Below are 21821 nucleotides of genomic sequence, written 5' to 3'. Positions count from 1 at the left end.
GTAGCAATCAACATCTAATAACTAGCGTTAATTACTCGACATCCTGTATAACTCTGCCTTGTCTTGGCATCGTTTGAAAACTGCGGCAATGTAAGCTTCTGCACGAATAGTAGGTTGGTGCGAAGTCGTTAACAACGACACGCTCCGTAATATTCCATAGTCGTTGATTATCTACCTTCATCACTGGGAAGGTGTAAGGGTACTCGCCGATTTTGCCATCTTCACTACCGTCTGATTGACCAACTAGCGTAATCAAACGACCTTCAGCAAAGCTTAACGGCTCAACGTATCCTTCAATATAACCAACAAAGCGCCCACTCGGCTCTGCATCGAGATCAGGCTTACCATTGCTTGAAATTGGCATGTTAGCAACTTCAATTCGAGTTCTGTCTTTTAAGTTGGTCACTTTAGAAATCACACCACCTAACCGAACGCTTTTAGCGTCTGGTAATTGGTCAACCCATTGTTGGTAGTCGCTGATAACAGGCTCTGATTTTGCTTCGAGTTCGCTAGGTAGTGATGAACACCCTGCTAGCACCAAGATACCAAGAGAAAAGACAATTAAGCGTATTTTAGATAAGTAATTAGACATGGTTCTGGTCCTTAAACAGGCATTAATAAATCGCTTCAGATGTAAATATCGACACCGATAAGCTTTGCAAGTTCTTCTTTTTTCGCCTGGTTCATTACATCCATGTATTCTTCCATAGCCTTACGTCCTCGGCCTTCTGGAAGATCATACTGGATTTGAGCCTTGTGTAGCTCAGACTCTTTAACTTGACGAATAGAATGAGAGACAGCATTGGCCACTTTGGTTGGTTGCCCAACCGCAGTGCTAGCATCAGATTTTTTTGCCTGCTCCTTCTTTTTAACTCGATTCGGCTTAGACGTATTGCCTATCGATGAAGGAGGTAAGTTATTAATTGATACCATGACTAAATATCTGCCCTCTCAAATCTAAATAATACGCATTTAGATCTAATTTGCATCAGAACCTTGTAAAAAATTACTCGCGACCTGGCAGCTTCTTCCACGTCACTTTGTCACGCAGATACACTGGTTCAGACTCTTCAGCTGGCACGGCTTTGCCTTCTGCATAAGCAAATTGAGCCAAGAACGCCATATCTTGAGCTTCTGGAAATAACACTTCACACGCTTTAGTGTTGATCGCTAGTGTATCCATATGCTCGGCGTAAGCTTCCCAACCGGTACCCACTTTTGCCCATGTTTCAGAGTCTGCTTCAAGCTGCGCAACCAATTCACTTGGCGGTGTTACACATTCAGCATCAACCGCAGTCCAACGACCGTCTTGTTCACGGCTGTAACGAGCCCAGTACACTTCACTCATACGCGCATCAATCGCTGTCGCAACATGAGTTTCACCAAATTTACGGTAGCTGCCTTGCGCCATTGCAGCCAGTGTAGAGACACCGATCATTGGTAAATCCGCACCAAAAGCCAAGCCTTGAGCAATACCAATACCAATACGTACACCCGTGAAACTGCCTGGGCCTTGGCCAAACGCGATAGCATCAATATCGGCTAAAGCGACATTCGCTTCTTTCAGTACTTCATCAACCATAGGTAGAATTTTTTTCGTATGGTCTCGAGGTGCCTCTTCGCTACGAGCGAACACCTGGTCACCAATTACTAATGCAACTGAACAGTTTTCAGTTGCGGTATCTACTGCAAGAATTTTCGCGCTCATTTGTGTCTCAAATATTCGTTATCTAATCTAAAAATAATGGCTAAACTCAACAATGCCAGTTATTCGGCAGCGGTTGAATGGTCTTTAGCTAAGAATTCTTTAATGACCCCTAAGTCACGTGTACGAGGGATAGGCGGTAAACTCGCCAAAAAGATGCCACCGTAATCGCGAGTCACCAATCGGTTATCGCAAATAATCAAAGCACCATTGTCACGCTTATCACGTATCAATCGGCCCACACCTTGTTTCAAGGTAATCACGGCATCTGGCAATTGTACCTGTGCAAAAGGGTCGCCCCCTTTTAACTTACAGTCCTCAATGCGAGCCTTAAGTAAAGGGTCATCAGGGGCTGTAAAGGGCAATTTATCGATGATAACACAGCTTAATGCATCGCCCCTAACATCTATCCCTTCCCAGAAAGCGCCTGTCGCCACCAGCAAGGCATTACCCAACTCCATAAACTCGGCCAAGGTTTTTTGCTTACTTGTCTCACCTTGCAACAGCACCGGCACGGTCAAGGTTTCACGGAATCGCTCCCCTAACTCTTTCATCATGCTGTGTGAAGTGCACAAGAAGAAACAACGACCTTGGTTCTGCTCAATCACAGGCGTCAACATACGAACCAGTTTATCGGCTAAGCCTGGGCTATTCGGTTCTGGAAGGTAACGAGGCACACACAAACGCGCTTGATTCGGATAGTCGAATGGGCTCGGCAGTGAGAACTGAGCCGAGGGCTTTAAGCCTAGTCGTGAAGTAAAGTGGTCGAAATCGTCAGATACCGCCAAGGTTGCAGAAGTAAACACCCAAGCGCCCGGTTTCAGCTCAATTTGCTCGTGAAATTTATCAGCAACTGAAAGCGGCGTAATGTGCAAAGCAAAGTGACGCGGTGTTGTGTCATACCAATACGAATAACCAGTAATCGACACATCACATACACGCTCAATGCGTGACTTAATCATGTTGGCACGCTCGAAAGCGGTATCCAATAGTTGGCTTCGTCCAAGTGCTAATTTCAATACATCTACAGCCAGTTGCAATGCGTCTTGCAGGCGAACTAACTCTCTAGCGATCGACTCTGATTTTAGCGCCTCACGCCAGTTACCACGAAAACCGGTATCACCCAGCACGATTCTTAAATCAGATGAGGACTGAACGAGCCTGTCACCAACCTTCTGCAGTTGGCGCATGTCTTTAGCTTCGGTGCGATAACCAATCTCAATGTCTTTGGCGAGTTCGTGAATTTGTCGACTCGATACAGACTGACCAAAATATTGGCTCGCAATGTCAGGAAGTTGATGCGCTTCATCGAAGATAAACACATCGGCCTCTGGGATAAGCTCACCGAACCCGGTCTCTTTAATCGCAAGATCGGCTAGGAAAAGGTGATGGTTCACTACGACGACGTCGGAATCCATCGCTTTTTTACGCGCTTTCAGTACAAAGCAATCGGTATAACTTGGACACTCTTTGCCCAAGCAATTATCGTTGGTCGAGGTAATCGTTGGGATTACAGGGCTATCTTCCGCAATATCATCGCAATCACCCAAATCACCGGTTTGCGTGGATGACGACCAGCTACGAACTTTGACTAACTGAGCGAGTAGCGTTGGATCCGTATGAGTACCATGACTTTCTATCATTTGGCGGCTCAATCTATCCAAACACAAATAGTTTGAACGACCCTTAAGCAGCGCAACTTGACCATGAAAACCAAGGGCATCAGTCATTAAAGGCAGATCACGGTGGAACAGTTGTTCTTGAAGGTTTTTAGACCCCGTACTAATGATGGTTTTCTTACCACTTAGCAGTGCCGGCACAAGATAAGCAAATGTCTTACCGGTACCCGTCCCTGCTTCTACCACCAATTGGCTCTGTTGCTGAATGGCCTGTGAAACTGCTTCAGCCATGTCTAACTGAGCTTGTCTTGGTTGAAAGCCTGGGATTGCTTTACCCAGTGCGCCATCAGCAGAAAACGTTTTAGATATCATAGAGTACGAAGTTTAGAAAAAGAGAAGGCGAATTATGGCAGGTTTAGTGAGCCGGCGCGAATCAAGAATGACTTCGCACCGGAGGTGTCTGGGTTATTTCAAATTACCAAGAGAACAGAGATTAAAATCGAGATTGCTGTTTTAGCTTAAAGGTTAATTGCTTATTTTCGATTGAGATAACGAGATAGCCAAGGAGCGCCTTCAAATTCATTGTCATTTGGCTGTATGGCTTTTACTGCATCGCTTGGCGAGGTTTTGCTTTCCCACATTTCATCGAGAACATTTCCATCTAGCTCTGCGCTGCCAGCCAATGAATTCACGCGTTTGCAGTATAGTTTTTTTGCTAGTAACTCTTTCTCCATAAGTATCACCTCTATTTTTGGCCAAGGCGAAAATGCCTCGGTTGAAGTTCAAATGCGTACTACGGTCAAAACTTTAAAAATGAAGCTTCTGCCTGTTTTTCTATCTGAAAACTGATATTTCGATATCAAACAATTTATCAAAGCGATAAATGAGCAGCAGAATTTGTTGAAACCAACTTGATAATAGATTAATTATAACGGTGATATTGCGGCTCAGTTCACCGTTCGACGGCCTGTATTTAATTTGAAGAATAAAAAATATTTCATGGAAGTAAGATGCAAATGGAAAGAAAAACATTACTAACACATTGTACTGATGCCCCAGGCCTCATCTCAAAAATCACCAACATTTGTTACAAACACCAACTCAATATCGTTCACAACAACGAGTTCGTAGATAACACTAGTGGTCACTTCTTTATGCGCACTGAGCTTGAAGGGTATTTCAATGATGAAACCTTTCTAGCAGACCTAGACCAAGCCCTACCAGAAAACGCGAAGCGCAAGCTAGTAGACTCTTCTCGCAAGCGTATTGTTATTCTGGTAACGAAAGAAGCACATTGTCTTGGCGATATTCTGATGAAGAACTTCGATGGCAGTTTAGACGTGGAAATCGCAGCGGTTGTCGGTAACTACGACATCCTACAAAGCCTAACCGAGCGTTTTGATATCCCTTATCATCATGTTTCACACGAAGGTCTGAACCGCGAAGAGCATGAGCAAAAAATGCTGGAAGTGATTGACCAATACGAAGCTGATTACCTTGTTTTGGCTAAATACATGCGAGTACTGACTCCGGGGTTTGTTGAAAAGTACAACCACAAGATCATCAATATTCACCACAGCTTCTTGCCAGCATTCATTGGTGCGAAACCCTACCAACAAGCGTATGAGCGCGGCGTAAAGATCATTGGTGCAACAGCGCACTTCGTGACAAACGATTTGGATGAAGGCCCAATCATCAAGCAAGACGTTATCCCTGTCGATCACAACTTCAGCGCGAAAGACATGGCGCAAGCGGGTCGTGACGTAGAGAAGAATGTTCTGAGTAAAGCGCTAAATAAAGTCATCAACGACCATGTGTTTGTTTACGGCAATAAGACTGTGATTCTGTAAGTTCGACACCTTTTAGAACCCAATAAAAAACGCGTAATAGGATTTCCCCATTACGCGTTTTTTGTATCTGGTTATCGAATCCGTTGTTAGAGATTCCCGACTACGCTCCTTCGTCGCTATCGGGAATGACGGTGTTCTCTTGCTAGTAAAAACGATGGCTCAGAAGAGATACAGTCAAGCCGAATGATAGTAAGGCACAACCACTGCACACGTCCGCGCTCTATCTGAAAATTTTAATATCAAATCAAGCGTTCACTACAGTTGGTAGACCAACATAGCCACTAACCGGCAACTTCCGTCATTCCAACGAGCCAATTCGAGCTCTGGCACTCTTTCTTGTTAACTCAGACTAAGCCTGCTCTGACTCAACAATCTTCTTCAACGAATGTGGGTGCAGCTTGATACAGCTCCCTTGATGCTTGAATGCAACGGTTGGGTTGTTCAAACGTTCACCCTCACCTTTCGGGCTAGACAGTTTGATCTTAACACCTTGCTCAGTCAGCGTTTCAAAGTTAGCAGCGAATTGCGGGTAAGTATCTTTCAGGTCCGCTAAGTACTCATCAGCCGTTTGGGCGTGAGACGGAATTACGAACTCAACGTGTTCCCAATCTTGGCTCGGATAAATCTTACCTTCTGCGGGGTATGGTAACTCTAAACACTCAATGCTCCAGCCACGGCTTTGTAGAGGTTCATCAAAAGCGATCACAACAATTGGACGACCATTGATCATCGCTTGTGAAATAGTTGAGCCGTATTCAGACCATGCTTGATGTGCAGCTTTCGCTAATTCCGTTTCATTGATTCTTAGTGCGATATGATCCGCTTGAGCAAAACTCAAATCTAAACCCAGTACATTACCTAGGTTCTCAATCTTCGCCATAAACGTATCAAGGCGGGCAATCATTTGTTGTGGTTCTAATTCGGCTTGCTTGAGGCTCATCGTCATTGTCTGTGTTCTCCAAATATTGGCTGCATGGTATCAGTTTTGCCTTGTTCAACAAGCGCTGCGTATACAAAAAGACAGCCGATAAGTACGTTAGCTCACATTCCTAAATACACAAATGCTGTATGGCGAAAATTGATTGTCAAAAACCCCTCAGGAAATGTTAATTTTCTATCAATTCGACCTATAAGAAACCGCACAAAATTGGTATGATTACTGCCATTTTTGTGAACTTAAACAGTGTCTGTTGTTCATTTCGGCATTAAATCGTTAACTAGACGCATAATTAACCAAATTTGATGACCTCGAAATAACGGCCACTCTTATCATCCTTGAATTGAAGGAAACGCGTGTGAATATCCAAGCACTTATTAATGACAAAGTATCTCAGGCTCTAGAAGCCGCTGGCGCACCTGCAGGCTCTCCTGCTGCTGTTCGCCAATCTGCAAAACCACAATTTGGTGACTACCAAGCAAACGGCGTAATGGGCGTTGCTAAGCGACTAGGCACTAACCCGCGAGAATTTGCTCAGAAAGTATTGGACGTTCTAAACCTAGACGGTATCGCTTCTAAAGTTGAGATCGCAGGTCCAGGTTTCCTTAACATCTTCCTAGATGAAGCTTTCCTAGCAAAACAAGCAGACGCAGCTCTTGCTGATTCTCGCCTTGGTGTTGCAGCAGCTGAAGCACAAACCATTGTTGCTGACTACTCAGCGCCAAACGTTGCAAAAGAAATGCACGTTGGTCACCTACGTTCAACCATCATCGGTGATGCCGTTGTCCGTACACTAGAATTCCTAGGCCACAAAGTTATCCGTGCTAACCACATCGGTGACTGGGGTACTCAATTCGGTATGCTTATCGCAAACCTTGAGCGCGTTCAGGCTGAATCAGGTGAAGTTTCAATGGAACTTGCTGACCTTGAAGGCTTCTACCGTGAATCTAAAAAGCTTTACGACGAAGACGAAGAGTTCGCAGTTAAAGCACGTGGCTACGTAGTGAAACTACAAAGCGGCGACGAGTTCTGTGCAGAGATGTGGAAGAAGCTTGTTGACGTAACAATGATTCAAAACCAACGCAACTACGATCGTCTAAACGTATCACTAACTCGTGATGACGTAATGGGCGAAAGCATGTACAACCACATGCTTCCAGGCATCGTTGCTGATCTTAAAGAGCAAGGTCTTGCTAAAGAAGATGACGGCGCACAAGTTGTATTTCTAGACGAATACAAAAACAAAGATGGCGACCCAATGGGCGTTATCATCCAGAAGCGCGATGGCGGTTTCCTTTACACAACAACGGATATCGCTTGTGCAAAATACCGTTTTGAAGAGCTAGGCGCAGACCGCGTTCTTTACTTCATCGACTCGCGTCAGCACCAACACCTAATGCAAGCTTGGACTATCGTTCGTAAAGCAGGTTACATCCCTGAATCTGTTTCTCTTGAGCACCACGCGTTCGGCATGATGCTAGGTAAAGACGGCAAGCCATTCAAGACTCGTGCAGGCGGCACGGTTCGTCTAGCTGACCTTCTTGATGAAGCTGAAGTTCGTGCAGCACAACTGATCGAATCTAAGAACCCAGAACTAGCAGAAGACGAGAAGAAAGCGATCGCTAACACAGTTGCAATGGCAGCAGTTAAGTACGCAGACCTTTCTAAGCACCGTACGACTGACTACGTGTTCGATTGGGACAACATGCTTGCGTTCGAAGGTAACACAGCACCTTACATGCAATACGCATACACTCGTGTAGCTTCTGTATTTGCGAAAGCTGGCGTTTCTATGGACTCTCTTGAAGGTGAAATCAAAATCACTGAAGAGAAAGAGAAAGCGCTTATCGCGAAACTTCTACAATTTGAAGAAGCGGTTCAATCTGTTGCTCGTGAAGGTCAACCACACATCATGTGTAGCTACCTATTCGAACTAGCAGGTCAGTTCTCTAGCTTCTACGAAGCATGCCCTATCCTAGTAGCAGAAGACGAAGCTGTTAAACAGAGCCGCCTGAAGCTTGCTGCACTGACAGCGAAGACAATCAAGCAAGGCCTGTCTCTACTAGGTATCGATACTCTAGAGCGCATGTAAGCGATTCGAGATTCGAGATTCGAGATTCGAGATTCGAGATTCGAGATTCGAGATTCGAGATTCGAGATTCGAGATTCGAGATTCGAGATTCGAGATTCGAGACAATTAGAAAGGTTGACGTGAAAGCGTCAACCTTTTGTTTTATTTGGAGGTTATATTTACTCAGCTATCCGCTAACTTCCGTTGCAAGAGATCTCCTACTACGCTCCTTCGTCGCTTTAGGAGATGACGGCAACCAATGCCGTGAATCCGAGACAAGATCAATAGCGCGCTATTACTCTCCTTCACGCTATTCCCCACAGTGAAGTACGAGCGTGTTGGAGAATCTCCTCAAGCATGAAACCACCGATAACCAATTCGTTGTCCTTCTCCTCTACCGTCATTCCCTACAGTGAGGTACGAACGTGATAGGGAATCTGCTTATTGAGATCGTAAGCGCTAGCCACATTCTCATTCCAACCTTATACTCAACTAAAACAATTAACTGGAAAGATCATGAGCTTCGAACTTCATCCTCAATTGGCAAAAGACACCACAGTTATTGGCGAGTTCCCGCTTAGCCTTGCACTGCTGCACAAAGACAACGCTGTGCCTTGGGTTATTCTGGTCCCAAAACGTGCCAACCTAAAAGAGCTGCATCACTTACCAATGAAAGAGCAACAGCAGTTCTTACATGAATCTCAAGCAGTAAGCCAAGCACTAGAAGCTACGTTCCAACCGGATAAGCTCAACCTAGGCGCACTAGGTAACATGGTGCCACAACTACACATCCACCATATCGCACGTTTCAAAGATGATGTGGCCTGGCCTGGCCCAGTGTGGGGCAACACCACAGGTGAACAGCGCAGTGAAGAAGAGCAAGCAGCTATCCTAACTCGTATTCAAAATGTGCTGTCATTAAGCTCTATCTTTAAGAAAGCTTAACCTTCTGACATAGGTGATACCTAACCTCTTGGTATCACCATTATTACCAATGTGTAATAATAATTCACAAAAACACCCCATTATCACAACACAGACTCCCGCGTATACTCTCTTACACACAACATAGAGAGAGCATCATGAAACAAACCTTCAACTTATTTCGTCATATCAGCTGGATCGCCATCATCTGTTCTATGCTTGCTTCCCTACTCTTATTCTTTATGGGAGCAACCAAGACTTATTCTGCTTTTGCGATCTTCATGCTCAATCAGGTACCACCAGAATCGCTCGCGCATTTAGACACAACAGATATCGCGATCTCGTACTTGATTAAGTCTCTGGATACGTTCTTGATTGCTTTTGTACTCTTCATCTTTTCTCACGGTGTGTTCACTTTATTCATCTCGGATAAAAGTAACGCCGCGAAAAGTGACCAACAAGTCAATAAAAGCAAAGTACTGAGTTGGATAAAAACACCTAACATTGGCCACCTGAAAAACATTTTGGCTGAAGTGATTATCATCATTCTCTTCGTGAAGTTTTTGGAACTTGTACTTGTCAATTTTGACAGCATTGGATGGGATATATTGGTTCTTCCAGTATCCATACTGTTACTGAGTATCGGCCTTAAAGTTCTTGGGTTAGGTGGAACCAAAGAGTCTTAAGTCGATAAACACAAACAAAAAACCGCAGCTCATAGGCTGCGGTTTTTTATTAGATATTGACCAAACTACATCATCACATTCAGCGACAGACCATCTTGTTTGCTGATGGTATAGCGAATACGCGTTGTATGACCATGTTTGTTGGTGTCGACTAAGCGAGATACTTTGCCTTTCTTAACCCACACGCTCAACATCGCATCCACGCCGTCTTCACTCATACCAAATTTCGCTGCTATCTCTTTACGAGCTGCGACACCTTGGCTGTCAATGTACTGATGAAGTTCAGTTAAAATCATACAACTTGCACCTCTAATGCTTTTTGCTTGCTGCCAACTTTCTTAAATACACGGTAGGTAATCACAAAGCCACCAGCAATCGCGACCATCCACACTGCACTTGTCACAGGGTGTGCTGCAAAGTTTGCTGCTTGGTAGTAGAAAGTTGCACCAAAGTAGCCAAGCGCCATTGTCCAAACCGCAATAAAGCGTGCAAACATTTGACCAAATTCACGAACGTAAGCACCCATTGCAGCGACACAAGGTGTGTAAAGCAAGATAAGGATTAAGTAAGCAAACGCAGCGTGACCAGAAACAAATTTGTCTTTCAGGTTACCAAAGATAGACGAATCAACCTCTTGCTCTTCGGCAACTGCACCTGAATCGCTTAAGTCACCTACTTCAATACCTAGAGGATCCGAGTAGCTCAGACCGGCTAGATTCTCAGGAATCGTCATCACCGCTTCTTCTAAGCTCGCCGCTAAGTCAAACTCAGCCGCTTCTTCATCAGAAGGCGTTGTGTAAAGGCTGTTCAACGTACCAACTACCGCTTCTTTTGCGAAGATACCAGTAATGATACCTACCGTTGCTGGCCAGTTTTCTTCTGTAATACCAATTGGTTGGAATACTGGAGTCACAACTTGCGCCGCCTTAGAAAGTACTGAGTTTTCGCTGTCTTCGTTACCGAAACTGCCGTCCATACCCAGAGAGTTCAAGAAGCTTAAGATTGCTACCACAACCACAATCGTTTTACCTGCACCAAGCACGAATCGCTTCAGTTTCTGCCACGTTTTCAACATCACGTTTTGTACAGTTGGCAGCTCGTAGTCTGGCATTTCCATTACCAAGCTGTCGCTGCTACCTGGGTAGATAGTGTTTTTAAGGAACAAACCAGTAAATACAGAAGCAAGGATACCCATGATGTACAGAGCAAATACCACGTTTTGGCCAGCACCAGGGAAGAACGCCGCAGCAAACAGTGCGTATACCGGTAGACGAGCACCACATGACATAAATGGCGCCATAGAGGCAGCTAGCTTACGCTCACGCTCTTGGTCAAGTGTACGAGTTGCCATGATTGAAGGTACGTTACAGCCAAAGCCAAGCACTAGCGGTACAAACGCTTTACCCGGTAGACCAATCTTTTGCATCACTTTATCAAGTACAAACGCAGCACGAGCCATGTAGCCTGAACTTTCAAGTACGGCTAAGAACAAGTAAAGCGCCGCGATAACAGGAATAAAGGTTGCAACAGTTTGAATACCACCACCGATACCATCTGCAAGAATAGTAACCAGCCAAACTGGTAGGTGTCCGTCTAATAAATGGTGTCCACCATCGACCAATATTGCACCAACACCAATATCAAAGAAGTCGATGAACGCACTGCCGATATTGATAGAGAACATGAACATTAGGTACATGATGACGAAGAAGAAAGGGATACCGACCCATTTATTCAGAATGAATTGGTCAGCTTTCTCTGTGAAGTTACGGCTTAGTTTGCCTTCACTGCGGCGAACACGTTTACACAGATCGTGTAAGAAGGTGTACTTCGCGTCTGCTACCGCAAGGTCGATATCAAACTCGGCGCCAAGACGCACACTGTCAATTTGAGTACGTGTTTGAGGAGCTAAACCGTTTAGCACCAAGTAATCATTTTCTAGAGCACGAATTGCAAGCGCTCGGTGAGAAACATCAGCATCATCAAAGTGTGATTCAACAGAAGGAATAAGTGCTTCTAATGCTTCGTCATAGTTAATAGAGATAGGATCAAGGCTAACACCTTGAACAAGAAGCTTATGTAGGCGCTCTTTGAAACGAGCCACTTGGCCTTTATCGTTCGCAGACAAGCTAAGAACCGGGCAGCCTAGCTCTTTCTCTAGCGCTTTAAGGTTAATCACCTGACGCTCACGCTTTAATACATCCATTTTGTTCAATACAACGATCATCGGGCGACCCAACTCTCGCAATTGCAATGTCATGTATAAGCTTCGTTCTAAGCAGCTTGCATCAACGACATTAATGATCACGTCAGCAGGGTGAGTCAGAACAGCTCGCGACGCGATAGACTCATCAATACTATTCGCATCATTACCACTATCTAGTGCGTAGATACCAGGCAAGTCGGTTAGCTGAAATTGGTCACCCGCATGTGAATAGACACCCGTTTTCTTTTCAACGGTTACGCCTACCCAGTTACCAACATGCTGCTTCGCACCTGTTAGTGCATTGAATAACGTTGTTTTACCACTATTCGGGTTACCAACGGTAAGAACTTGATAATCCATTTAGATAACCTCGATTTGTTCTGCGATGCTTTCACGAATGGCGATAGAGACTCCTCTCACCTCCACTTGAAGCGGATCCCCCATCGGCGCGCGACGGATTAGTGTAACTTCAGTGTTTGGCAACATACCCATGACCATTAGCTTTTTTCTAACTTCTGGTGTTAAGCCGGTTAAGGCAACTATAGAAGCCGCTTTTCCTTGCTCTAGTTGTGAGAGTTTCATAAATACCCAATTCGTGATTGATAATGAGAAAGATTGTTATTAACAGCATAATACACATACATGACCACAATTCTATTGTGTGAAATCAATGTTTTCGAAAATATATACTCGTAAGTTTCGTTAAAAACGTTTACGTCAAAACCGTCACTTTCAACAACTAGTGAGAACTACCTCACTAGTACACCACAAGCAAAAACACAACAAACCACTAAATATCAACAACTTATGAAAATGTCGCTTTTCTCATAGCCTTCTGTCGTTAATTTTATAAGTAAAATAAGTCACTAATCGTATAGTTACTCCATCGAAGAGAAACTCCTTCTCTTTAATTTAATTCCAGAGGTGATGTGGCTCGCCATATCACTCCGGCAGCAAGCGAAGGTGTCATTGGCACCCGTGGTATAGTCCCCCCGGCTATACCACGATATTTTTTTTCTTATCTTGTTTAATCCCTGCAAAACAATCTTCAACAACCTAAACCAAATATCTCGTATCTCGTATCTCGTATCTCGTATCTCGTATCTCGTATCTCGTATCTCGTATCTCGTATCTCGTATCTCGTATCTCGTATCTCGTATCTCGTATCTCGTATCTCGTATCTCGTATCTCGTATCTCGTATCTCGTATCTCGTATCTCGTAGAAGCATAAAAAAGCCCCAACACGAATGTCGAGGCTTCAATAAAACTATCTGTCGTTAGCATAAGACTGTCTGGTTAATATTGTTCGCTCTAGTCTTCACTGTTTTCAGCAAACTTAGATGGAGACATACCAAAGTGATGTTTGAACCTTTGGCTGAAATAAGACGGGTCATTAAAGCCAGAGTCAAAAGCAACGTCTGATATCTTCTCTCCGGCAAGTAACCGCTCACACGCATGCTCCAAGCGAACTTCATTCAGGTGCTCTTTAAAGGTCTTGTCATAAGCCATCTTAAATCGCCTTTGTAAGCTTCTCTCTGACATGAATAGATACTTAGCAGCAGTCGCAGTACCAAACTCAGCATCAGCGTAGTGCTCACTAACAAGCTGAGACACTCGGTTCTTCCATTCTTGCTCTGCACTGAGCTTTAACTGTTCAGGTGAGGTATTGGCGAGCTTGATGGTCTCAATCTGCTCTATTGTATTGGTTTCGAGATTATCTAATACCTGATAGTCAATTGGCCAAGTAAGCTGCACCTTATTCTGAGATTCCGACACAAAAGCATTGAGCTCTCCACCACTCTGATTCACCAGCAATGGTAACTTTTCTATATTTAAGTCGGTCGACTTTCCACTATTATCACTGATGCTAGAGGTTAATTTAGGGAAAGGCATACCATGGTCTAAAATCGTCACGACTAGATGCTCTTTTAGCTCTTCAACCGTAACCATCATGCTCTGCGACTTAAAGTTACGCTTGATGATGCTCGCGATCAGGCTATTAAAGATAATATCGAGATTAAAATACAGTAAAGATACATGTCTGTGTTTCGTTTCTATTTTTATCTCTAGCTCAATACCGGCTTTCGCTAAGTCCTCTTGCCAAGCCTTTAGAACAGACTCCAAAATTAAGATCATATCGTAACCAACCGCACCACCATCCTGTCGGCTATTACTCAATTGGGCCAAACCATTCTTTAACGCAAGAATCGGTGATTTACCTTGCTCATCATTCCAATTAGGGAGCATGGCTGCAACTTGGTTAACCTCTGAGGACAGTTCATCGGCGGTATGAGACACGAGCGCATTCTTGACCGATAACTGCTTCTTAAGCTGCTGATTAGTCGTCAGCAATATCCGGCTTTGGTGTCTCAACTGATCGGTTTTTAAAGCAACTTGCGCCTTTAGGTGTCGGTTGGCAAAGGTGACATAACGAGAACGCCAAAAAACCAAGATAGTGACGACACAGATAAGCAAAATCAGAGAACTTGCTGCCGCCCAGTTACTTAGGTACCAAGGTTCAGCTATTGAGAAGCTTTGATTGGTAGACACAAAACGATAGTGAGAATCCTTAACGGGCTTAACCTCAAGTGTGTAGTCGCCGGGTAACAAGTGATCGAGGGTTAACAAGCCCCCTTCAAACTCGCTCCAAGATTCATCACCATTGAGCCTATATTCCATCGCAGGTGCAAACGTAGCAGGCAAAATACCGAGCTTGAATCCAATCGACGAGCCATAAGGTATCTCAGCTAAGTCAGCTGCCTTGCCGCCAAGAGACACGGTCTTTTGATTGACACTTATTTTGCTCAGTAAGGCACGACTATGAGGCGTAGTAGACACCAATAACTCATTTGCTAATGCGCTCACCACCCCATATTTAGAACCCAATACCAACCTTGAGGATTGGCTCTGCTCACTGTAGAAGAGCTCACATGCGCCAGCCGCGAGTTCATTGGTGATCAAACCAAAAGGTGAACCGATATGTTTATGAAGCTGTCCGTCTAACCCGTAATAGCTAAGCCCTTTTGAAGAGCCTAACCAAACACCATTTTCATCGCTGATTAAACAGCTGGGACTGATGTTCTCTTCAACAAGGGGAATCTCTTCAATGACTGGACGATCGTAAGGGATCCGATAGACACCATAACTGCTCGCAAACCACTGAGAACCATCGCTGGCTTTTTCTATATCAACGACCTTGCCAAATCGCTCACTGGAACGACTAAAGCTAATTCGCTTATCAACAAAGGAATAAAAGCCGTGGTCAGTGCCGATATATACACTGTCTTGCAGGCCAATATTCAGGTCGGTGATTTTTGCGGGCAGAAATTTGTCTACGAGCCAATCCATTCCATAGCTTGTCAACGCCATAGTATCTATCGACAAGGAATAGAGACTCTGCCCGGAAGTCATCCAAAGTGTGTTGTCACCTTGAAGTGCCAAGTTCTCAATATGAACACCTTCAATAGCTCTTGGTAGATTCAGAGCTTCGCGCTCCAATGTCTTGGTGTTGAAGCTAACGATACCCTCTTCAGTCGCAAACCAAATAGATGAGCCAAAAACTTGAAAGTCTCGGACCGGCTTAGGATATACACGATTAGGCCGCTCTTCAGCGTCAGAATCAACAAGATAGAGCCCCATTGAAGAAGCTACCCAAGAAAGGTGGTCACTAATTGGCTTAACTTTATTGATCACGACACTGCTAGAGTGCATACCCATACCGGTTAAAGGCGTTCTTGAGAATGTCTTACTAAACAAAGAGAAATACCGGATGCCATTATTGGTCGCGACCCACATACCACCAGCATGGTCGTTAATTAATGAGTAAATCTTCTCACCCGGTAATGAAAAGTCTTGGTTGGAGGCTTGTTCAAAACGAGTAGTTTCTCCAGTAATAAAGTTATAGCTAATCAGGCCATGCTCAGTACCAATCCAATATTGATCGGTTGTTTCGGCAAGAGAGAGAACATGCGAACCACTGATCTTGGTCTCTTTCTCTGAATTAGCCAAATCGACAATCACCACACCATTTAATGTACCAATCAGTAATTCGCGTCTTGCCTTTGAAAAGTAGATCGTCTCGATATAGTGTTTATCTGATGCAGCCACATGGGTAAATTCTTGATTTTCAGAAAGGTAGGCACCCGAACTGGTTGCCAGTACCCATTTGGATAGCACCCACTCCGCATCATTGATCGTAATGTCGCTGCTGTTGTTGTATCGATATAGCTTGAGGAGTGAGTAAGTATTAAATTCCAATGACTGGGTGTTGTAGGTGTAGAAGTTATTGCCGTCTGTCACCCAAATATAATCAGCCGATGCACCGATATTCGTGATCTCTGCGCCAGGACTTAAGCTAAAGGCTAACTCGTTACCTATCCCTGGAGTATGTCGATACACCTCATTATCAAAGAACGTCCAAAACTCATCGTCCAAAAAGGCGACGCGCTCCGATGAAAACTGCAACAGGCTGCCTTTGCGTGGCAGTAGAGCTCGCCCATCATAAAAAAGAACTTTCCCATGCACATCATGAATCCAAAGCCCACCACCAGCGCCTAGATAGAGATTTTTAGCTGCAAGAAAGTTCCCTTGCGCTTGGACAGGCAAAGGATAAAAAACAGACGGTGATGTATTTACCGCGATAGCGCTAAATGAAATGCTCATTAATATGAACATTCGGAAGACAATTCGATACAACTTCTGATCCTGAACAGCAACAACGTATGAAGTTTCAGTCGTCACAATGTCTTGTCATTGTTCAACCAGAAACTGAGTTTTTTTGTGCTTATTATTATCTTTCCATTTTAGCGGAAATTAACCAAGGAGAAAGAAGGTTTGCTATTTGTTGAGAGGTTTTATCTTAGCGGTCACGAAAATGCCGCAAAAAGCGGCATTATTCATAAAATATCGAGAGCAAAGTGAAGTGAAAGATACTTTCTATGAATTACTTTGCGTTTAAGCAGCTTGTGTAACTATCGGTAAGTTGCTGAAGAAAATCGAAATAACTTCCGCTCTTCACTTCAACACTAGAACCAACAGGGTCTAGTTGACCTTGCTTAGCGTTACTTCCACGAGTCACAGATTCAATCACTGCAGGCGTAAACTGAGGCTCAGAAAATACACACTGAACATTTTCACGTACTATCGTTTTCTTAATCGCAATCAGGCTTTTTGCACCCGGCTTACGATCTGGGCTTACGGTGAAATGACCTAAGTTATTCAAGCCAAACTCTTCTTCGTAGTAGCCATATGCATCATGGAAAACGTAGTAACCTTTGTCTTTTACTGGCGCCAGTTGCTCGCGAATCGACTGCTTTTTCTCTTCCAAGGCAATCAAGAATGAATCTAGATTCTCTTGATACGCCATTGCGTTGTCTGGGTCAGTTTCAATTAGCTTGTCTGAAATGTATTTCGCGGCAACTTCAACCTGATCGATCCCCAACCAAAAATGTGGGTCGTGGCTGCCGTGGTGATGGCCTTCGTGCGCGTCATGATCATGCTCTTCGTGTCCATAAGCGCGTAAGTTGATGCCAGGGATCTTAGCGATTTCGATAACGTTATCGTTCGACTCAATCACCTTGGTCAGAAACGCTTCTAAGTCAGGACCAAACCAAACAACCATATCTGCACTATGAACTTTTTTGACATCTGATGGTTTGAGCGCATAATCGTGCGGCGAAGCATTGCTGTTCATCAACACTTCCGGTTCACTAACACCTTGCGTTAGTTCTGTCACAATCATTTGAATTGGTTTGAAGCTTGTTAGAATAGTATTGGCACTTGCAACACTTGGCGCTAAAAGCAAAGTAGCAAGTATAAAAGATGAACGTGACATAATTCCTCGATAATAGAAAAGTAGCTTAGGCTTGAGGTAAATGTTACATTATAACATTAGCGAATTGCAAATGAGTTCTATTCATGGATAACTTAATCCAACTCGATTCCGTGAGCGTCGAGTTTGACGGTCGAAAAGTACTAGATAATATCTCCCTAAATCTAGAACGCGGCAGAATCACTACCCTAATTGGGCCTAATGGTGCAGGTAAATCGACCTTAGTTAAGGTTCTACTTGGGCTTCAGCACAAATATTCAGGGAAGATCACCAAATCAAAAAAATTAAAAATTGGTTATGTTCCCCAGAAACTAAAGCTGAACGACTCTCTACCACTTAATGTAGAACGTTTTCTTAAGCTCACCGGTAAATTCAGTAAACAAGAGATCTTAGAAGCGCTGAAACTCGTTGGCGCTGAGCATCTAATTAAGAGCAACATGCATCAATTGTCTGGGGGTGAAAACCAACGCGTACTGATTGCTCGCTCTTTGTTGAAGAGACCCGATCTACTGGTTCTTGATGAACCAGCACAAGGCGTTGATGTACAAGGCCAAATTGATCTATATGAACTGATTGACTCTATTCGCCATCGCTTTGGTTGCGCTGTATTTATGGTGTCACATGACTTGCATTTAGTGATGGCAAAAACAGATGACGTGATCTGTCTACACCACCACATCTGTTGTTCAGGTGCGCCTGCAGATATCAAACATCATCCTTCTTACATTGCTCTATTCGGTACCGCGGTGCAAGAGAGCTTGGCGTTCTATCATCACCAACACGACCACCATCACCATGACTTAGCAGGTCAGCCTGTATCTGGAGATGTACATGACTGCTCTAACCATAAACACGGACATCACCACTAATGCTTGAGTTTCTTTTACCTTCTATTCTCGCTGGCCTAGGCATTGCGCTTATTGCAGGTCCACTGGGGTCGTTCGTGGTGTGGCGTAAGATGGCGTACTTTGGTGACACATTGGCTCACGCATCGTTAATGGGTTTAGCGCTTGGTTTCCTATTCAATATTAATCTTTATTTCGCGCTGCTGATCTGTTGCTTGATGTTGGCTGTACTCCTAGTAACACTCCAAAAACAAAAGCTTGTGGCCACCGACACCCTACTCGGCATTCTTGCACACAGTGCGCTATCACTGGGCTTAGTCGCAGTTAGCTTTCTCGATAATGTTCGTGTCGACCTGATGAGCTACCTATTTGGTGACCTGCTTGCCGTTTCCCCGACAGATTTAATGTTCATTTATGCCGGTGCGGCTGTCATTGGACTGGTGTTAACTATCTTTTGGCGACCGCTGTTATCGACAACGGTAAACGAAGATCTTGCAGCAGTTGATGGTATCAACATTGATTTAATGCGTCTGATTCTAATGTTACTGGTCGGCATCGTGATTGCCGTTGGTATGAAGTTTGTTGGTGCGTTAATCATGACATCATTACTGATTATCCCTGCAGCAACAGCGAGAAAGTTCTCAAGTACACCTGAGCAGATGGCGTTGTTCGCTTCAATTATTGGCTCTATCGCAGTATGTGGTGGGTTGAGCCTATCTTGGTTCTACGACACACCTGCAGGCCCATCTGTTGTGATTAGCGCTGCTGCGATGTTTATGTTGTCTCAGATGGTTAAGAGCCGAGCTTAACGTTACGCTCTCGCATCTCGCATCTCGCATCTCGCATCTCGCATCTCGCATCTCGCATCTCGCATCTAAAAAAACCATACAAAAAAGGCTTGGTCATCGACCAAGCCTTTTTATTATTTATCGCTTAAAGCGCTGATTACCAACCAGTAATCTCACGTAGACCTTTACCGATGTCAGCAAGAGACTTAACTGTCTTAACGCCTGCTGCTTCTAGTGCTGCGAATTTGTCTTCAGCAGTACCTTTACCGCCAGAGATGATTGCGCCAGCGTGGCCCATACGTTTACCTGGAGGAGCAGTAACACCTGCAATGTAAGAAACAACTGGCTTAGTTACGTTCTCTTTAATGAACGCTGCCGCTTCTTCTTCCGCGGTACCACCGATCTCACCAATCATTACGATTGCTTCAGTTTCAGGGTCTTCTTGGAACAGTTTTAGGATATCGATGAAGTTTGAACCTGGGATTGGGTCACCACCGATACCAACACATGTAGACTGACCGAAGCCTTCATCTGTTGTTTGTTTAACTGCTTCGTAAGTAAGAGTACCTGAACGAGATACGATACCTACTTTACCTTTCTTGTGGATATGACCAGGCATGATACCAATCTTACACTCGTCTGGAGTGATAAGACCTGGACAGTTAGGACCGATCATGCGAACGCCAGTTTCTTCTAGCTTCACTTTAACATCGATCATATCTGTTGTTGGGATACCTTCCGTGATCGTAACGATCAGTTCGATACCTGCGTCAATCGCTTCAAGGATTGCATCTTTACAGAAAGGTGCTGGTACGTAGATAACTGTTGCTGTTGCGCCAGTTACTTCTACTGCTTCACGTACTGTGTTGAATACTGGAAGACCAAGGTGAGTTTGACCACCTTTACCAGGAGATACACCACCAACCATTTGCGTACCGTATGCGATAGCTTGCTCTGAGTGGAATGTACCTTGACCGCCAGTGAAACCCTGACAGATTACTTTAGTGTCTTTGTTAATTAATACAGACATTATTTCGCCTCCGCAGCAGCAACAACTTTCTGAGCAGCATCTGTTAGAGATTCAGCTGCAATGATATCAACATCAGAATTAGCAAGTACTTCGCGACCTAGGTCTGCGTTTGTACCTTCTAGACGAACAACAACAGGTACTGTTACGCCTACTTCTTTAACCGCACCGATAATACCTTCAGCGATCATGTCACAACGAACGATGCCACCGAAGATGTTTACTAGTACTGCGCTAACATTGTCATCAGAAAGGATGATCTTGAATGCTTCAGCTACACGCTCTTTAGTTGCGCCGCCGCCTACATCAAGGAAGTTTGCTGGTTTGCCGCCGTGTAGGTTAACGATATCCATCGTACCCATTGCTAGACCTGCACCGTTAACCATACAGCCAACGTTACCGTCTAGTGCTACATAGTTTAGTTCCCACTGTGCTGCGTGTGCTTCGCGCTCATCTTCTTGAGATGGATCGTGCATTTCACGTAGTTTAGGCTGACGGTACATCGCGTTTGAATCGATGTTGATCTTACCATCTAGACAAAGAAGGTTGCCTTCGCCAGTGATTACTAGTGGGTTGATTTCCAGTAGAGCTAGGTCGTACTGAGCGAACATTTCACCAAGACCCATGAAGATCTTAACGAACTGTTTGATTTGATCGCCAACTAGACCAAGTTTGAACGCCAGTTCACGGCCTTGGTAAGCTTGAGGACCTACTAGAGGATCGATCGCAGATTGGTGAATCAACTCTGGAGTTTCTTCAGCGATTTTCTCGATGTCCACACCGCCTTCAGTTGACGCCATGAATACAATTTTACGAGTTGCGCGGTCAACAACAGCGCCTAGGTAAAGTTCGTTAGCGATGTTAGACGCTTCTTCAACTAGGATCTTCGTTACAGGCTGACCATTTGCGTCTGTTTGGTAAGTCACTAGGTTTTTACCTAGCCACTTTTGTGCAAACTCTTTAACGCCTTCTTTTGTGTCGTGTAGCTCTACGCCGCCCGCTTTACCACGGCCACCAGCGTGTACTTGACACTTAACAACTTTTTTCTCAGTTGAGATACGACCAGCAGCCTCGAAAGCTTCTTGTGCTGTATCACATGCGAAGCCTTCTGGTACAGGCAAACCGAATTCTGCAAACAGCTGTTTGGCTTGGTATTCATGCAAATTCATTTTGATATTCCGTTTATTTTCCCTTAAGGGATTATTATTTCCATAACGACACAGTTACCTGTGTTACGTCTGTAGGGTCTTCTCAAATCAACTGCTGTCCATTTTGTAATGGCTTAACAGTTCAAGTGAAGGCCAGGTGTTGAGCAGCCTAGCCTTTGAAACTT

Annotated in this window: 19 protein-coding genes; 6 read left to right on the top strand and 13 right to left on the bottom strand. The window is 44.3% G+C overall.

The window, feature by feature from the left end; translation table 11 throughout:
* Window positions 1-31: 31 nt before the first annotated feature.
* The 5 genes from L0991_02125 to L0991_02105 all read right to left on the bottom strand — a co-directional run bounded on the left by L0991_02125 (window position 32) and on the right by L0991_02105 (window position 4058).
* A complete protein-coding gene (locus tag L0991_02125; protein XGB62882.1) occupies window positions 32-592 on the bottom strand; it encodes a Slp family lipoprotein in 561 nt (186 codons plus the stop codon).
* 35 nt (window positions 593-627) lie between these two features.
* Window positions 628-933 carry a chromosome partitioning protein ParA gene (locus tag L0991_02120; protein ID XGB62881.1) on the bottom strand — a complete coding sequence of 102 codons (306 nt, stop codon included), beginning with the start codon at window positions 931-933 and terminating at the stop codon, window positions 628-630.
* A 73-nt stretch (window positions 934-1006) separates the two neighbouring features.
* Complete coding sequence (gene tsaB / locus L0991_02115; protein XGB62880.1) at window positions 1007-1708, bottom strand: tRNA (adenosine(37)-N6)-threonylcarbamoyltransferase complex dimerization subunit type 1 TsaB; 702 nt, start codon at window positions 1706-1708, stop codon at window positions 1007-1009.
* A gap of 59 nt (window positions 1709-1767) precedes the next feature.
* The gene (locus tag L0991_02110) at window positions 1768-3696 is read right to left on the bottom strand and encodes an ATP-dependent DNA helicase (GenBank protein XGB62879.1); all 1929 of its coding nucleotides are present in this window, start codon (window positions 3694-3696) and stop codon (window positions 1768-1770) included.
* 161 nt (window positions 3697-3857) lie between these two features.
* Window positions 3858-4058 (bottom strand): hypothetical protein, encoded by a 201-nt coding sequence (locus tag L0991_02105; GenBank protein ID XGB62878.1) that lies wholly within the window; start codon window positions 4056-4058, stop codon window positions 3858-3860.
* A gap of 282 nt (window positions 4059-4340) precedes the next feature.
* Here L0991_02105 and purU point away from each other — a divergent pair, with 282 nt between their 5' ends.
* Window positions 4341-5174 carry a formyltetrahydrofolate deformylase gene (purU, locus tag L0991_02100; GenBank protein XGB62877.1) on the top strand — a complete coding sequence of 278 codons (834 nt, stop codon included), beginning with the start codon at window positions 4341-4343 and terminating at the stop codon, window positions 5172-5174.
* 349 nt (window positions 5175-5523) lie between these two features.
* Here the strand turns inward: purU and L0991_02095 are convergent, their stop codons facing one another.
* Window positions 5524-6120, bottom strand: a complete 597-nt coding sequence (locus L0991_02095; protein ID XGB62876.1) for a VOC family protein — start codon at window positions 6118-6120, stop codon at window positions 5524-5526.
* A 349-nt stretch (window positions 6121-6469) separates the two neighbouring features.
* Between L0991_02095 and argS the strand changes: the two genes are divergently transcribed.
* The 3 genes from argS (at window position 6470) to L0991_02080 (ending at window position 9792) form a co-directional block, all read left to right on the top strand.
* Complete coding sequence (gene argS, locus L0991_02090) at window positions 6470-8203, top strand: arginine--tRNA ligase (GenBank protein ID XGB62875.1); 1734 nt, start codon at window positions 6470-6472, stop codon at window positions 8201-8203.
* 495 nt (window positions 8204-8698) lie between these two features.
* Window positions 8699-9127 carry an HIT domain-containing protein gene (locus tag L0991_02085; GenBank protein ID XGB62874.1) on the top strand — a complete coding sequence of 143 codons (429 nt, stop codon included), beginning with the start codon at window positions 8699-8701 and terminating at the stop codon, window positions 9125-9127.
* Window positions 9128-9264: 137 nt separating this feature from the next.
* Window positions 9265-9792 carry a YqhA family protein gene (locus tag L0991_02080; protein XGB62873.1) on the top strand — a complete coding sequence of 176 codons (528 nt, stop codon included), beginning with the start codon at window positions 9265-9267 and terminating at the stop codon, window positions 9790-9792.
* Window positions 9793-9857: 65 nt separating this feature from the next.
* On the opposite strand, the gene L0991_02075 is transcribed toward L0991_02080, so the two are convergent.
* From L0991_02075 to znuA, 5 genes are all read right to left on the bottom strand, one after another.
* A complete protein-coding gene (locus tag L0991_02075; protein ID XGB62872.1) occupies window positions 9858-10088 on the bottom strand; it encodes a FeoC-like transcriptional regulator in 231 nt (76 codons plus the stop codon).
* Entirely contained in the window at window positions 10085-12358 is a 2274-nt protein-coding gene (feoB, locus tag L0991_02070; GenBank protein ID XGB62871.1) for a Fe(2+) transporter permease subunit FeoB, read from the bottom strand. Before feoB ends, L0991_02075 begins: the two co-directional genes overlap by 4 nt.
* Complete coding sequence (locus L0991_02065) at window positions 12359-12580, bottom strand: ferrous iron transport protein A (protein XGB62870.1); 222 nt, start codon at window positions 12578-12580, stop codon at window positions 12359-12361. It abuts the gene before it with no gap.
* A 729-nt stretch (window positions 12581-13309) separates the two neighbouring features.
* Complete coding sequence (locus tag L0991_02060; protein ID XGB63833.1) at window positions 13310-16672, bottom strand: helix-turn-helix domain-containing protein; 3363 nt, start codon at window positions 16670-16672, stop codon at window positions 13310-13312.
* Between the two features lie 268 nt (window positions 16673-16940).
* The gene (gene znuA / locus L0991_02055; GenBank protein XGB62869.1) at window positions 16941-17831 is read right to left on the bottom strand and encodes a zinc ABC transporter substrate-binding protein ZnuA; all 891 of its coding nucleotides are present in this window, start codon (window positions 17829-17831) and stop codon (window positions 16941-16943) included.
* A gap of 83 nt (window positions 17832-17914) precedes the next feature.
* Here znuA and znuC point away from each other — a divergent pair, with 83 nt between their 5' ends.
* Together znuC and znuB are read left to right on the top strand one after the other, a co-directional pair.
* Window positions 17915-18697, top strand: a complete 783-nt coding sequence (gene znuC, locus L0991_02050; GenBank protein XGB62868.1) for a zinc ABC transporter ATP-binding protein ZnuC — start codon at window positions 17915-17917, stop codon at window positions 18695-18697.
* Window positions 18697-19482 (top strand): zinc ABC transporter permease subunit ZnuB, encoded by a 786-nt coding sequence (znuB, locus tag L0991_02045; GenBank protein ID XGB62867.1) that lies wholly within the window; start codon window positions 18697-18699, stop codon window positions 19480-19482. The genes znuC and znuB overlap by 1 nt, the downstream gene beginning before the upstream one ends.
* 136 nt (window positions 19483-19618) lie before the next feature.
* Here the strand turns inward: znuB and sucD are convergent, their stop codons facing one another.
* Window positions 19619-20491 carry a succinate--CoA ligase subunit alpha gene (sucD, locus tag L0991_02040; GenBank protein XGB62866.1) on the bottom strand — a complete coding sequence of 291 codons (873 nt, stop codon included), beginning with the start codon at window positions 20489-20491 and terminating at the stop codon, window positions 19619-19621.
* Window positions 20491-21657 carry an ADP-forming succinate--CoA ligase subunit beta gene (gene sucC / locus L0991_02035; GenBank protein XGB62865.1) on the bottom strand — a complete coding sequence of 389 codons (1167 nt, stop codon included), beginning with the start codon at window positions 21655-21657 and terminating at the stop codon, window positions 20491-20493. Before sucC ends, sucD begins: the two co-directional genes overlap by 1 nt.
* Window positions 21658-21821: the final 164 nt, after the last annotated feature.

This window comes from Vibrio chagasii (assembly GCA_041879415.1).
Lineage (GTDB): Bacteria > Pseudomonadota > Gammaproteobacteria > Enterobacterales > Vibrionaceae > Vibrio.
Note: the sequence above shows the minus strand (reverse complement) of the source record. Positions and strands in the feature narration are given on the sequence as shown.

What these genes read in the sequence shown, in the direction of transcription:
- L0991_02120 (XGB62881.1), bottom strand. Translation starts at nt 933, where the DNA reads ATGGTATCAATTAATAACTTACCTCCTTCATCGATAGGCAATACGTCT.
- tsaB (XGB62880.1), bottom strand. Translation starts at nt 1,708, where the DNA reads ATGAGCGCGAAAATTCTTGCAGTAGATACCGCAACTGAAAACTGTTCA.
- feoB (XGB62871.1), bottom strand. Translation starts at nt 12,358, where the DNA reads ATGGATTATCAAGTTCTTACCGTTGGTAACCCGAATAGTGGTAAAACA.
- L0991_02080 (XGB62873.1), top strand. Translation starts at nt 9,265, where the DNA reads ATGAAACAAACCTTCAACTTATTTCGTCATATCAGCTGGATCGCCATC.
- sucC (XGB62865.1), bottom strand. Translation starts at nt 21,657, where the DNA reads ATGAATTTGCATGAATACCAAGCCAAACAGCTGTTTGCAGAATTCGGT.
- znuB (XGB62867.1), top strand. Translation starts at nt 18,697, where the DNA reads ATGCTTGAGTTTCTTTTACCTTCTATTCTCGCTGGCCTAGGCATTGCG.
- L0991_02060 (XGB63833.1), bottom strand. Translation starts at nt 16,672, where the DNA reads ATGTTCATATTAATGAGCATTTCATTTAGCGCTATCGCGGTAAATACA.
- L0991_02095 (XGB62876.1), bottom strand. Translation starts at nt 6,120, where the DNA reads ATGACGATGAGCCTCAAGCAAGCCGAATTAGAACCACAACAAATGATT.
- L0991_02105 (XGB62878.1), bottom strand. Translation starts at nt 4,058, where the DNA reads ATGGAGAAAGAGTTACTAGCAAAAAAACTATACTGCAAACGCGTGAAT.
- L0991_02110 (XGB62879.1), bottom strand. Translation starts at nt 3,696, where the DNA reads ATGATATCTAAAACGTTTTCTGCTGATGGCGCACTGGGTAAAGCAATC.
- znuA (XGB62869.1), bottom strand. Translation starts at nt 17,831, where the DNA reads ATGTCACGTTCATCTTTTATACTTGCTACTTTGCTTTTAGCGCCAAGT.
- purU (XGB62877.1), top strand. Translation starts at nt 4,341, where the DNA reads ATGGAAAGAAAAACATTACTAACACATTGTACTGATGCCCCAGGCCTC.
- znuC (XGB62868.1), top strand. Translation starts at nt 17,915, where the DNA reads ATGGATAACTTAATCCAACTCGATTCCGTGAGCGTCGAGTTTGACGGT.
- L0991_02125 (XGB62882.1), bottom strand. Translation starts at nt 592, where the DNA reads ATGTCTAATTACTTATCTAAAATACGCTTAATTGTCTTTTCTCTTGGT.
- L0991_02085 (XGB62874.1), top strand. Translation starts at nt 8,699, where the DNA reads ATGAGCTTCGAACTTCATCCTCAATTGGCAAAAGACACCACAGTTATT.
- sucD (XGB62866.1), bottom strand. Translation starts at nt 20,491, where the DNA reads ATGTCTGTATTAATTAACAAAGACACTAAAGTAATCTGTCAGGGTTTC.
- L0991_02065 (XGB62870.1), bottom strand. Translation starts at nt 12,580, where the DNA reads ATGAAACTCTCACAACTAGAGCAAGGAAAAGCGGCTTCTATAGTTGCC.
- L0991_02075 (XGB62872.1), bottom strand. Translation starts at nt 10,088, where the DNA reads ATGATTTTAACTGAACTTCATCAGTACATTGACAGCCAAGGTGTCGCA.